Here is a 13947-nt window from a genome sequence, read left to right as displayed (position 1 = left end):
ATTTTAAAATAAGAATATGGATAATCTTGTTAAACAATTTAATTACGTCGATTACCTTTGGGATAACGAAAAAGCATCAGAATTAGGAGACGATCAAGTCGCCTTATTTTTATACCGGTCAAATATTTTAGGAGCAGATTTAAGGATTACTAATTATGGCGGTGGAAATACGAGTTGTAAAACCATAGAAAAAGACCCTTTAACAGGAGATAATGTAGAAGTAATGTGGGTAAAAGGATCTGGAGGAGATATCGGAACCTTAACACGTGCAGGAATCGCAGGTTTGTATACAGATCGCTTACGTGATTTAAAAAATGTTTATGGCGGATTAGAAGATGAAGATCGTATGGTTGGACTTTTTAACCATTGTATTTACGATTTAGACAGTAAAGCACCATCTATAGACACCCCTTTACACGGTTTATTACCCTTTGCACATATCGACCACTTACATCCAGATGCTTTAATAGCCGTTGCGGCAGCAGAGGATAGCGAAAAGGTTACCAAAGAAATTTGGGGAGATACTATGGGGTGGGTGCCTTGGCAACGTCCAGGTTTCGATTTGGGTTTACAATTAGAAAAATGTTTAGCCGATAACCCTGGCATTCGTGGCATTGTATTAGGATCTCACGGATTATTTACTTGGGGAGATACTTCGTACGACTGTTATATGAATAGTTTGGAAGTTATTGAAATGGCTTCAGAGTATATCGAAAAAAAGATTGCTGAAAAAGGATCTGTTTTCGGCGGACAAAAAATAGAGTCTCTACCTAAAGCGGAGCGTTTAGAAAAAGCCGCACAATTAATGCCTTTATTAAGAGGATTATGTTCTTCGGAAAACAGAATGATTGGTCATTTTTCTGATACCGATGTGGTTTTAGAATATATCAATAGTAATGATTTAGAGCGTTTAGCACCTATGGGAACTTCGTGCCCAGATCATTTTTTAAGAACAAAAATTCAACCATTAGTGTTGACTTTAGATAAAGATGAAGACTTATCAGATTCAGAAGCTATTCTTAAAAAATTAGAACCTGCTTTTGAAACTTACCGACAGGAATACGCAGATTACTACAACACGTGTAAAAAGGACAACAGTCCAGCCATTCGTGATGCCAATCCGGTAATTATTATTTATCCGGGTGTAGGGATGTTCAGTTTTGCCAAAAACAAACAAACTACACGTGTGGCAAGCGAATTTTATATTAATGCCATTAACGTGATGCGTGGGGCAGAAGCGATTTCATCGTATACCTCATTACCAAGGCAAGAAGCTTTTGATATAGAATATTGGTTGTTAGAAGAAGCCAAATTACAGCGTATGCCTAAGGAACAACCGTTATCTCGCAAAGTAGCCTTTGTTACTGGAGCTGGTGGAGGAATTGGAAAAGCAATTGCCGATAAGCTAGCCGCTGAAGGTGCGAACGTGGTACTTACAGATATTAATGAAGACAGTCTTGCAGAAGCTTTGGCAACCTACAAACGCGACGTTGCTGCAACGGCAGTTTGCGATGTTACCAATACAGATTCAATTAATAAGGCTTACAAAAAAGCATGTATTGAATTTGGAGGCGTAGATATCGTAGTGCACAGCGCAGGATTAGCGATCTCTAAGCCTTTAGAAGAAACAACAGATAAAGATTGGGATATTTTACAAAACATTTTAGTAAAAGGACAATTTAACCTAGCGAAGTTTTCAACTGAAATCATGAGAAAACAAAATTTAGGTGGCGATTATATTTCTATAGCCAGTAAAAACGGATTGGTCGCAGGGCCAAACAATGTGGCTTACGGTACTGCAAAAGCAGCTCAACAACACATGGTGCGTTTATTAGCAGCCGAGTTAGCTAAAGATAAAATTAGAGTAAACACCGTAAACCCAGATGGCGTTATAGTAGGTAGTAAAATTTGGGAAGGAGCTTGGGCAGAAGGACGTGCAAAAGCCAATGGAATAACTGTTGAAGAATTACCTGCATTTTATGCTAAAAGAAATTTATTAAACGAAATTATTACTCCAAACGATATTGCCAACGGCGTATTTGCACTAGTAGGAGTTTTAGATAAATCGACCGGAAATATTATTAATGTAGACGGTGGAATGGCTAATGCATTTGTGCGTTAGTTTTAAAATTGATGTCTTTAATTAGTAGTAAATGGCTAATTAAGTATGTTAAATTGTTAGTTTGTTAGAGAGGCCTTTCATTGGGAAACCCTTGAAAGGTCTTATTTAAAAAAAATCAGGAATTATGAAATTACAGAAATCTCAAATATCAGAATTAAACCAAAAAGGAAGTGAAAATCATAAGAGTCAATTTGATTTCTTAGCAAATACATTAGAAAAAAACAACCACAATACCAAAAGCATCATTAATAGTCTGGCTGAATTTCAGGTGGCTATTCCAAGTTGGGCTTTAGGTGCTGGAGGTACGCGTTTTGGGCGTTTTTCTTATTATGGCGAGCCTTCAAATTTAACTCAGAAATTAGACGATGTTGGACTTTTACATAGTTTAACGCAAACAGCAGGAGCAGTGTCGTTACATATTCCTTGGGACATACCAGAGGATTATAGCGCGATTAAAGATCAAGCAAATAGTTTAAATTTAAAGTTCGATGCTGTAAATTCTAATACCTTTCAAGATCAAAAGGATGCTAAAGAAAGTTATAAATACGGATCTTTAAGCAATACCAGTCAAGCAGTTCGAGAGCAAGCCATTGCGCACAACCAAGAGGTTATAAAAATTGGTGAACAATTGGGGTCTAAAAGTTTAACCGTTTGGTTAGCCGATGGTTCTAATTTTCCTGGACAAAATAATTTTCAAACGGCACTTTCAAATACTGAAAGCAGCTTAAAATCGATATACAAAACGCTTCCAGACGACTGGAAACTGTTTATAGAATACAAACCTTACGAACCTAATTTCTACAGCACCGTTATTCAAGATTGGGGAACCTCGTTTATGTTGGCCAATGCTTGTGGTGATAAAGCGTATACGTTAGTAGATTTAGGGCATCATTTACCAAATACAAACATCGAACAGATTGTATCAACTCTAATGCTGAAAGGTAAATTAGGTGGATTTCATTTTAACGATAGTAAATATGGCGACGATGATGTCACTGTGGGAAGTGTAAAACCATACGCTCTATTTTTAATTTTTAATGAATTGGTTTACGGTATGCAAAACAATCCGCAAAATCCAGAATTGTCTTGGATGATTGATGCGAGCCATAATATAAAAGATCCGTTAGAGGATTTAATTCAATCTTTAGAAGCTATTCAAGAAGCTTATGCAAAAGCTTTATTAGTAGATCAAGCACAATTAAAGCAAGCTCAATCGGCTCATGATGTGGTGGCATGTCAAGAAATTTTACAAAAGGCTTACCGCACCGATGTACGTCCGTTATTAGCACAAGCAAGACTACAATCTGGTGGCGCTTTAGATCCGTTAGGGGTGTACCGAGAATTAAAAATTAGAGAGGCTTTAATTCAAGAACGTGGAAAACACAGTATTGCTTCCGGGTTATAATTAAAGCTTAGATTGATGAAGAAAAAAGTAACAGCCGTATTTGATATAGGCAAGACCAACAAGAAATTTTTCTTATTCGATAAGGATTTTAAGGAAGTACATAAAGAGTACATTTCATTTGATGAAATAGAAGATGAAGACGGGCATCCTACAGAAAACCTTCAGGCCTTACAAGCGTGGTTAAAAGACGTGTTTAATCGTATTCTTAAAGCGGAGGAATTTGATGTAAAAGCTATAAACTTTTCTACCTATGGTGCTAGTTTGGTTCATATCGATGAAAATGGGAATCCTTTAACGCCGCTTTACAATTATACAAAGTCGTTACCCGAACATATAGTAACTTCTTTTTTCGATACCTACGGGCCAAGAGAGGCTTTTCTAAAAACCACAGGGTGCTCAGATTTGAGTATGTTAAACTCAGGTCTACAGTTGTATTGGTTAAAAAAAGAGCAACCAGAGGTCTATAAAAAAATTAAATACAGCTTGCATTTACCGCAATATCTTAGTTATGTTTTTACTGGTATACCTTTAAGTGAATACACGAGTATTGGCTGCCATACTGGACTTTGGGATTATGTAAAAATGGATTATCACAGTTGGGTTTATAACGAAGGATTTCATACGATTTTACCACCAATAGTGTCTACAGAGACTAGTGTTAACATGAATTATAATGGTACACGAATTAAGATAGGTGTTGGTATTCATGATAGTTCTGCAGCACTTCTGCCTTATGTAAGAAGCATAAAAAAGAAATTTGTATTAGTCTCTACAGGGACGTGGAGCATAGTTTTTAATCCGTTTACAGAGCAGCCCATTGCGACCGAAGTTGAAGGAAACGAAGCTATTAATTACATGCGAATTAATGGGAAGCCAGTAAAAGCAACACGTTTATTTTTAGGCAATGAATACAAATTACAAGTAAAGAAATTAGATGAAGCTTTTGGGGTTGCCGATGATTATCACCGCCATGTTAAGTTTGATTACGAGTTGTATTCAAAAATTACAGACAACTTTAAACCTTGTTTTAAATGGGAAAGTATTGATGATGAAACTATGGCTGAAAAAACCAATATGGCTTTTGAAAATTACGAGCAGGCGTATCATCAATTAATGACCGAGCTGGTTTTACTTCAAATACAAAGCATACAAAAAGCCATTGGTACCGATGCGATTTCAAGATTATATGTCGATGGTGGTTTTAGTGATAACGATGTGTATATAAAATTATTAGCGCATGAATTTAGACATATGAAATTACGTACTACCGATTCCTCTTTAGGTTCTGCATTGGGAGCAGCGATTGCTATTTCTGATGCCAAATTAAATTCTAAATTTCTAAAAAAGAATTACGCCCTTAAAAAGCATGTACCTTTTATAGTAAGCTAAACCTTAGGATATTTTTAATATTCAACTTAAAAAAATGAAAAGAAAAAATAAATTAATTCATCCAAGAGACCAAATTACTACAATAATTAGTAGAATTTATAAACGTGGAATGACCACAACTTCTGGTGGTAATATTTCAATAATAGACGATAACGGCGATATTTGGGTAACTCCTTCTGCGATTGATAAAGGCTCTTTAAGAGCTTCAGATATTATTTGTGTAAAAAAGGATGGAACTATTATTGGTAAACATAAACCCTCTTCAGAATTTCCTTTCCATAAAGCGATTTATGAAGCGCGTCCAGATATAAAATCGGTTATTCATGCGCATCCACCGGCCTTAGTGTCATTTAGTATTGTACGTCAAATTCCAAATACGAACATCATTTCTCAAGCCAAACATATTTGTGGGCCTATAGGCTATGCAGAGTATAGATTGCCAGGGAGTGAAGATTTAGGCGATGTGATTGCAGAAGAATTCAAAAAAGGATTCAAAGCTATTATCATGGAAAATCATGGAACTGTTTTAGGCGGAAGTGATTTAACCGATGCTTTTGAACGTTTTGAAGCTTTAGAGTTTTGTGCACGCACTATTTTGTACGGGTCGCAAATAGGGACACCTCATTATTTGTCGGATGCACAGATAGCAAAATTTGAAGCACAGGCAACAGGAGTTTTGCCAGAAATGGAGACTACCGAGTATCCTGCAGATGAAGTTGAAAAACGACTTGAAATATGTGAAATCGTACAGCGTTCCTGTCAGCAAGGCTTGATGATAAGCTCTTACGGGACGGTTTCTATGCGTTGGAACGACAATGATTTTCTTATAACGCCAACAGGAATTAATCGTTGGGATATAGATTTAGACGATATTGTTCAAATAAAAGACGGCAAGCGCGAGGCTGGTAAAAAACCAAGTAGAGCCGCTTGGATACATCAAGAGATTTACAACCGTAACCCAAAGGTTAACTCCATTATAATGACACAATCTCCGTATTTAATGGCATTTGGAGTTACAAAAAGTTATTTAAACGTGCGTACTATTCCAGAAAGTTGGATCTTTTTACAAGATATAAATATGGTGAAATACGGTAATCATTTTAGAGAAAATAATAATTCTGAAATCATAGATAATTGTGCCACAGCATTAATTATTGAAAATGATTCAGTAATTATTACAGGCGATAAATTACTACAAACTTTTGATTATTTAGAAGTCGCAGAATTTAGTGCAAAATCAATAGTTCTAGGGAATTCCTTAGGAGACATGGTGCCTATCAATGATGAACAGGTAGAAGATTTACGAAAAAAGTTTTTATCATAAACAGAAAATTATGGCCATAAAGTTTGATAATCGCTATCCTTCAATAGATGATTTAAGAGCTAAAGCTCAGAAAAAAATACCAAAATTTGCTTTTGAATATTTAGATGGGGGATGTAATGAAGATGTAAATTTAAAACGAAATACATCAGAATTAAGAGATGTACAACTCAAGCCAAATTATTTAAGGGCACATCAAGGAGCATCTTTAAAAACAAAATTATTTGGGATCGAATACGACGCACCTTTTGGCATTGCACCGGTAGGTTTACAAGGATTAATGTGGCCCAATTCGCCAGAGATATTGGCTAAAGCCGCTTTTGAGCATAATATTCCTTTTATTCTCAGCACAGTAACCACGACGAGTATCGAGCGCGCAAGCGAATTAACCCAAGGAAAAGCATGGTTTCAATTGTATCATCCAACCGAAAATCGATTGAGAGACGATATTATTAAACGTGCAGAAGCGGCAGAGTGTCCAGTTTTAGTTATTCTGTGCGATGTCCCAACATTCGGGTTTAGACCAAGAGATATTAGGAATGGCTTGGCAATGCCTCCAAAAATGAATCTCACTAACATTTTACAAGCATTTGGACGACCAGATTGGAGTTTGCAAACCTTAAAACATGGTATCCCAAGCTTTGAAGTTTTAAAGCCCTATATGCCTAAAGGACTAGACTTAACACAATTGGGTAAGTTTATGGACGATACTTTTAGTGGTCGATTAAATGAAGAAAAAATAAAACCTATTCGCGATATGTGGAAAGGTAAATTAGTGCTTAAAGGTGTGGCTTCCGAATTTGATACAGAAGAAGCGATTAGGTTAGGTCTTGATGGAATAATTGTGTCCAATCACGGCGGACGTCAATTAGACGCTGGACAGTCCACGATAAAACCGTTAAGCACCATTGCCGAAAAGTATGGTGACCAGATAGAGGTGATGATGGACAGTGGGATTCGTTCCGGTCCCGATGTGGCACGTGCCATGGCAAGTGGGGCTAAATTCACTTTCATGGGACGCTCCTTTATGTACGGTGTTTCTGCACTTGGAAAACAAGGTGGAAATCATACCATTTCCTTATTGAAAACAGAATTACAACAAGTCATGGATCAGCTTTGTTGTGCAACAACAAGTGATTTTCCAGATCACTTAATTAAATAATACAAATTATAATAGCATAATAATTTTTTAAAATGAAACATTATAAGCAATATATAAACGGACAATTTGTAGACTCAAAAGCTACAGATGTCATTGAAATTTTAAATCCCTGTACAGAAGAAATTTTAAGCACCATTTCTACAGGAACAGTTGATGACGCTAACAATGCTTTAGAAGCAGCGCAAGCAGCACAACCAGCATGGGAAGCATTACCAGCCATTCAAAGAGCTGCTTTTTTACATAAAATGGCAGATGTTATTAGAGAAAACAGAGTGTTTTTGGCAGAAACCTTGTCTAAAGAACAAGCAAAAGTTATCGGTTTAGCACAAGTAGAAATTGACGTCACAGCAGATTATTTCGATTATAATGCGGGATGGGCAAGACGTATTGAGGGGGAAATTATCCAGAGTGATCGTGCCAAAGAACACATTTACCTTCATAAAGTGCCAATTGGTGTTGCTGTTGGTATTTGTCCTTGGAACTTTCCTTTTTTCGTCATGGCAAGAAAAGTTGCAGCTTCGTTAATTACCGGTAACACCTGTGTTATAAAACCAAGTTCTGAAGCACCAAATACGATTATGGAATTTGCCGATTTTATTCAAAAAATAGATTTGCCAAAAGGTGTATTAAATTTTGTGTGTGGATCTGGTAGAACAGTTGGTAACGCGCTTTCAAAAAGTCCAATTACGGGGATAATTAGTTTAACAGGAAGTGTTGGTGCTGGACAACAAATTATAACTGCTGCAGCCGAAAATATTACAAAAGTCTCTTTAGAATTAGGAGGGAAGGCACCTGCGATTGTTTGTGCAGATGCCAATTTAGAATTAGCAGTTAATGCTGTAGTGTCTTCAAAAGTGATTTTTAGCGGACAAGTATGTAATTGTGCAGAACGCGTTTATGTAGAAGACAGTATCTACGATGAATTTGTTGAAAAACTGACTAAAAAGATGAGTGAAGTTACGGTTGAAGATGCTTTAACCGGAGTGAATGCCGATATGAGTAGTTTAGTTTCTAAATCTCAAGTCGATAAAATTTCTGAAATGGTCGAATTTGCTAAAAAAGAGGGTGCCGAAGTTCTTGTTGGAGGAAAGCGTCCGGAAAAATTTAGTAAAGGGTATTTCTATGAGCCTACACTTTTAACCAATTGTACACAGGACATGCAGGTGGTACAAGAAGAAGTATTTGGTCCTGTATTACCAGTAATGAAATTTAACACATTAGATGAGGCCATAGCGTTGTCTAACGATTGTCAATATGGTTTAACATCATCTATATTCTCAGAAAATTATAATAACATCATGCATGCTACCAATAGTTTGCAATTTGGAGAAACCTATGTAAACAGAGAACATTTTGAAGCCATACAAGGTTTCCACGCCGGATGGAAAAAGTCAGGTGTCGGTGGTGCAGATGGAAAACATGGTATGGAAGAATATTTGCACACCCGAGTGGTTTATGCAAAGTATTATTAAACTATAAGTTAAAAGGGATTTTTTAGTTTTATGATTTATAAGCTTATGTTTAACCATCATGGGCCATTAAATTTAAAAATAACCAATTAACTATCGAGAAAAGAATTTAAATTAAAACAAACTAACAACTAAAAATGTCAGAATATAGTCAAGAACAAGATGCTATAGAGCAAATAGCAGGTGGAGAATTTGAAAGAACACCTGTACCACAATCTAAACTTAAAGGATGGAAAAGTTTTATAGGGATGTATGCCGGGGAGCATGCTGCCGGAACAGAATTTATGATAGGTCCTTTATTTTTAACTGCCGGGGTAAGCGCCTTCGATTTAATAATTGGACTCCTTATAGGTAATATATTAGCGGTTTTATGCTGGCGTTTTTTAACGGCCGAAATTGCTGTGAAAAATAGGCTCACTTTATATTTTCAATTAGAGAAAATTTGTGGTAAAAAATTAGTGACAGGTTATAATTTGGCCAATGGGATTCTGTTTTGTTTTTTGGCGGGATCAATGATAACAGTTTCGGCAACTGCGGTAGGTATACCTTTCGATATGCCCATGCCAAAATTAACCGATACGATGCCTAATGGTTTAACTTGGATTGTAATTGTTATTCTTATTGGTGCCGTTATTTCTATAATTGCGGCTAGAGGTTACGATACGGTTACCAAAGCAGCAAACTGGATGTCTCCAGTTATTGTAATTGCGTTTGTAGCTTGTGGAATCGTTGCCCTTAATCAATTAGGAGTTCAAAGTTTTTCAGACTTCTGGAATATTTGGGGAGAAGGTTCCGAGCCTTTCCCAGGACAAATAAAATTTACCTTTTGGCATGTAGTCATTTGGTCATGGTTTGCTAATGGTGCGATGCATATTGGTATGTCCGATTTGTCTGTGTTTAGATTCGCAAAGGAAGCTAAAGCGGGATGGGCAACTGCAGCAGGGATGTATGTTGGGCATTATATGGCGTGGATTGCAGCGGCCTTATTATACGCAGTTTATTTAAAATCGCCAGAAGCTCAGGCCTTTTTAAGTAACGGAGAAGCTCCTCCTGTAGCTCCAGGACCTTTAGCAAACAATGCTATTGGAATCTTAGGAATTATTGCAGTTGTTTTAGCGGGATGGACTACAGCTAACCCTACCATATACAGAGCAGGATTAGCCTTTCAAGCTATTTTACCAAAATTGTCTACAGCTAAAGTAACAATATTAGCAGGAACAGTAGCAACCATAGCAGGATTGTTTCCGGCCTTTGCTATGAAATTATTAGGTTTTGTAGCGCTCTACGGATTTATTCTAGCACCATTTGGAGCGGTAATCGTCTTTGAACATTTCTTCCATAAACAAGCAGGGATTGTAAAAAATTATGCAGAAGTAGCTCAACTTTCTTTTAATAAATCTGTGTTTTTCGCATGGGCTATAAGCTTTGGTGTTTTTTACTTTATATCGCTTCAGTTTGATGTGTTCTTATCTTTTGTAACCTTACCTGCATGGTTGTTATGTGGAGTGTTATTTTTAGTCTTTAGTAAAATGTATCAAAGAGTATCAAGTGTCGAGAAAAAAGCGAACTAAATACTAAAAACCAACCGTCGGTAATATCGAAAGGAGTTGAGATGTGCTATTATTTCATTTTTGCAGGAATCCATTAAACATTTATGCATTTTAACCAGAATGTCATTCCGACAATGAGAGGAATAACATTCTAGTTTAATAGGCTAAGCGTATTTGGATGTAACGATCAGCCTTTTGAATTTAATTGACAAATAGCTATGCTCTTTTATCTATACGAATTTCACAATTTACAACTCAAAATAAATAGATTGTCACGCTCCATGTTGTTTCACTCGGAACCAACAAAACCTGAATCAAGATCTATAAATAAACAACAAATAATCGCCAACTAGCATATAAACAGGATACTACAGGATGATTAAATAATGCGGCCTTATTAAATTCATGCATTATTAACTATGTAACCTACTAATATGAAAACAAACAGACTTAACTTTAAACTTTTATCAAAAGCATGCTTATTTTCGGGGCTTATTACCATGTGTTCCACATTAAGTGCCCAAACACTCGCTTTTCCCGAAGCTACTGGTTTTGGTAGATATACAACTGGAGCTAGAGGTGCTGCAAACCCCGAAATATACTTAGTTACTAATTTAAACGATAATGGACCAGGTTCGTTTCGCGATGCGGTAAGTAAGGAAGGCCGTTTTGTTATTTTCAAAGTTGGCGGAATTATAAACTTAGAATCTCAAATCGTAGTTTCTAAAAATACTACCATTGCAGGACAAACGGCTACAGGAGAAGGTATTGTTCTTGCTGGGCCTAGAGTGTCCTTTACAGGAGCAAGTAATACCATTGCACGATATGTGCGCATTCGTTATGTGGGGGGCGCACAAAATCAGGATGCCTCTGGAATTTCAAATGGAAGGGATATTATTCTGGACCATATGACTTTTTCTTGGGGAACTGATGAAGTTTTCTCAGTAAATTGGGATAATAAAGGTGAAAGTCCAGATAATATAACCATTCAAAATTCTATTATTGCACAAGGATTACACCGTCATAACCACTCTGCAGGTGGCTTAATGCAACCATCAGAAGGTAAATTAAGTATTATAGGCAATTTATATTTGAGTAACAAAACCAGAAACCCTAAAGTAAAGGGCATAAACGAGTTTGTAAATAATGTAGTTTATAATTGGGGGAATTATGGTAATACTTATGGGCATACTGAATCTGGTGATGCTTATATTATGGGAGGTGATTCCGAAGGCATTTCAAAAGTAAACATCATAAATAATTATTTTATTGGAGGGCCTCATACTAGCAATAATGTATCTACTCCCTTTAATAGAGGAAATTCTAATTTCTTTCTGTACGGATCTGGAAACTACTTCGATAATAATAAAAACGGAATCTTAGATGGCGAATTGGTTTCTGAAGATTTAACAGGATACCCAACTGGTGATGATTTAAGTCTACAAGCTACACCTTACGATTATCCAGAAAAAAACGCAACGTTATCTGCACAGGATGCTTTTGATAAAGTGGTATTAGATGTGGGGGCCTCTTATCCAAAACGCGATCAAGTAGATAGTTTAATGATTGCTAATTTAATTTCGAAAGGTACTGAAGCTTTTTACGTGTATCGCGAATACGATTTGCCGTTTATAAATGGGGGTTTAGGTCATGTTTACGGCGCACCAGCTCCTTTAGATTCAGATAATGATGGTATGCCAGATGCCTGGGAAGACGCCAATGGCTTAGATAAAAACACACCCGATGCTTTAGCCGAAAGCACTCTGCAACCACCGTATTTAAATATTGAAGTGTATATTAATGGGATAACTAATGAAACACCTCCTGATTTTATTTATCCACCATCCGATATCACATTTACAGAAATTGTTTCTACAGAAACACCTCCTTCAGCAGCTTTAACTGTTAATTGGGGTGATAATGCAACAAATGAAGACCATTATGTTGTAGAGCGTTCTGATAACGGAACCGACTTTACTGTAATTAGCACGCTTGATGCGAATACTATTAGTTATACTGATACGGGATTAACGCCAAACACAACCTATTACTATAGAGTAAAAGCCATAAACAGTACCGAATCTTCGGTTTATAATACCATAGCATCGGTAACTACCCAGCGTATTCCATCTGCACCAGATAAAGCAAATAGCCCCATACCAACATCGGGATTTAAAAATACCGAATTATTAAACGGCCAATTAAATTTAAAATGGAACGGAAGTGATAATACGGTAAGTTACACTATATATTTAGGGACAGATTCCGAAAATCTAAACAAATTGGCAGATGTAACCTATTCGGAAACACCTTCGTATCAAGTTACAGAATTAACCCCTGGAACAAACTATTATTGGCGAGTAGATGCTATTAACGATAAAGGAACGACGCCTGGTGATGTATGGACTTTTAAAGTGCTTACTCCAGAACATGTGGGGCACTGGCCGTTTAAAGAAGTTGCTGGTGCAGGCATGCAAATAGCTGATATGTCACCTTATGAAAACCACGGTAAACTAGACCCTGATTTTGATAATGCAAATGTACGTGTAGCTGGTAAAACAAATCAAGCTATAGATTTTGCAACCTCATTAGACTCTAAATACATGGTTAATATTCCTAGCCAAAATCAACTTTTATTCGACAACAGTTCGTTTACGGTTTCTTTTTGGATGAAAGCCGATCCAAGTTTGTTACCCCAATCCTCTAGCGAGAGCATGTACATACTATGTAAAGGGTCGTTTACAAAAAATGAAACAACGGGAGCGACTGGTAAACGATTTAATGTAGAGGTAAAAGGAGATGTTTTACGATTTGCTATAGACGACAATATTACCAAAAAAGAGTTAAGCACAACGGCCGCTAACTTTTTTACTGGAGAATGGGTGAATGTCGTTATAATGAGAGATATTCCTGCTCATAAAATAAGAATTTACACCAATGGTATTTTTACTGCTGAACTTGATGAAAGCTCTGTAACTGGTATTTCTGAAGCTAGTGATTTAATTATAGGAAATATTGGAGTTCATGAATTAGCAGCGGGAACAGCGCCTGCTCCTTATAAAGGCTTGTTTGACGAACTTGAGATATTTAATTATGCTTTAACCGAAAGCGAAGTGGCTCAGTTATATGATAATACACTTTCTATTAATGAAACATTCTATACAGACTCGAGTCGTATTAAGATCTATCCAAATCCCGTAAAAAATCATATTTTCATTCAAGCAGGTAAAACCAATTTAAATGGAGCTACAGCAACTTTGTTTGATATGACAGGAAAGGTTATACTGAAAGAAAAACTTCATTCTAAAATCAATAGTTCCTATATGTTAAATGTATCACACTCCCATACTTCTGGAATATACATTCTAAATATCTCTGGAGAGCATATACATACCCATTTTAAAATTGTTGTAGAATAATTGTTTTAAGGCATTTATATTAAACCGTTGCTAGTATTTGTAACGGTTTATTTATGAATAATTATAGAGTAGGTTGTTTAGGGGTAATATGCGTTTTTAGGCAATCCAGC

8 protein-coding genes are annotated in these 13947 nt (G+C 36.5%); all 8 read left to right on the top strand.

Going from position 1 to position 13947, the window contains the following annotated elements; translation table 11 throughout:
• The first annotated feature begins 16 nt into the window (after positions 1-16).
• The 8 genes from A9D35_RS06050 to A9D35_RS06015 all read left to right on the top strand — a co-directional run bounded on the left by A9D35_RS06050 (position 17) and on the right by A9D35_RS06015 (position 13837).
• Positions 17-2122, top strand: coding sequence for a bifunctional aldolase/short-chain dehydrogenase (locus tag A9D35_RS06050; RefSeq protein ID WP_066220375.1), 2106 nt, complete (start codon positions 17-19; stop codon positions 2120-2122).
• A gap of 124 nt (positions 2123-2246) precedes the next feature.
• Positions 2247-3527 carry a sugar isomerase gene (locus tag A9D35_RS06045; protein ID WP_066220372.1) on the top strand — a complete coding sequence of 427 codons (1281 nt, stop codon included), beginning with the start codon at positions 2247-2249 and terminating at the stop codon, positions 3525-3527.
• A gap of 15 nt (positions 3528-3542) precedes the next feature.
• Positions 3543-4916, top strand: coding sequence for an FGGY-family carbohydrate kinase (locus A9D35_RS06040; RefSeq protein ID WP_066220369.1), 1374 nt, complete (start codon positions 3543-3545; stop codon positions 4914-4916).
• 34 nt (positions 4917-4950) lie between these two features.
• Positions 4951-6240, top strand: a complete 1290-nt coding sequence (locus A9D35_RS06035) for a class II aldolase/adducin family protein (protein WP_066220367.1) — start codon at positions 4951-4953, stop codon at positions 6238-6240.
• Positions 6241-6250: 10 nt separating this feature from the next.
• Complete coding sequence (locus A9D35_RS06030; protein WP_066220364.1) at positions 6251-7399, top strand: alpha-hydroxy acid oxidase; 1149 nt, start codon at positions 6251-6253, stop codon at positions 7397-7399.
• A gap of 32 nt (positions 7400-7431) precedes the next feature.
• Positions 7432-8871, top strand: coding sequence for an aldehyde dehydrogenase (gene aldA, locus A9D35_RS06025; RefSeq protein WP_066220361.1), 1440 nt, complete (start codon positions 7432-7434; stop codon positions 8869-8871).
• Positions 8872-9005: 134 nt separating this feature from the next.
• Positions 9006-10439 (top strand): purine-cytosine permease family protein, encoded by a 1434-nt coding sequence (locus tag A9D35_RS06020; RefSeq protein ID WP_066220358.1) that lies wholly within the window; start codon positions 9006-9008, stop codon positions 10437-10439.
• A gap of 413 nt (positions 10440-10852) precedes the next feature.
• Positions 10853-13837: a LamG-like jellyroll fold domain-containing protein gene (locus tag A9D35_RS06015; RefSeq protein WP_066220356.1), complete on the top strand. Its 2985-nt coding sequence runs from the start codon at positions 10853-10855 to the stop codon at positions 13835-13837.
• Positions 13838-13947: the final 110 nt, after the last annotated feature.

Origin of the sequence: Formosa haliotis (genome assembly GCF_001685485.1) — a bacterium.
GTDB classification, from domain to species: Bacteria; Bacteroidota; Bacteroidia; order Flavobacteriales; family Flavobacteriaceae; genus Formosa; species Formosa haliotis.
This window is presented reverse-complemented; position numbering and strand designations above follow the sequence as displayed.

Bases quoted from the DNA above. Each gene is read 5' to 3' on its own strand.
- A9D35_RS06050 (WP_066220375.1), top strand. From the start codon at position 17: ATGGATAATCTTGTTAAACAATTTAATTACGTCGATTACCTTTGGGAT.
- A9D35_RS06045 (WP_066220372.1), top strand. From the start codon at position 2,247: ATGAAATTACAGAAATCTCAAATATCAGAATTAAACCAAAAAGGAAGT.
- A9D35_RS06040 (WP_066220369.1), top strand. From the start codon at position 3,543: ATGAAGAAAAAAGTAACAGCCGTATTTGATATAGGCAAGACCAACAAG.
- A9D35_RS06035 (WP_066220367.1), top strand. From the start codon at position 4,951: ATGAAAAGAAAAAATAAATTAATTCATCCAAGAGACCAAATTACTACA.
- A9D35_RS06030 (WP_066220364.1), top strand. From the start codon at position 6,251: ATGGCCATAAAGTTTGATAATCGCTATCCTTCAATAGATGATTTAAGA.
- aldA (WP_066220361.1), top strand. From the start codon at position 7,432: ATGAAACATTATAAGCAATATATAAACGGACAATTTGTAGACTCAAAA.
- A9D35_RS06020 (WP_066220358.1), top strand. From the start codon at position 9,006: ATGTCAGAATATAGTCAAGAACAAGATGCTATAGAGCAAATAGCAGGT.
- A9D35_RS06015 (WP_066220356.1), top strand. From the start codon at position 10,853: ATGAAAACAAACAGACTTAACTTTAAACTTTTATCAAAAGCATGCTTA.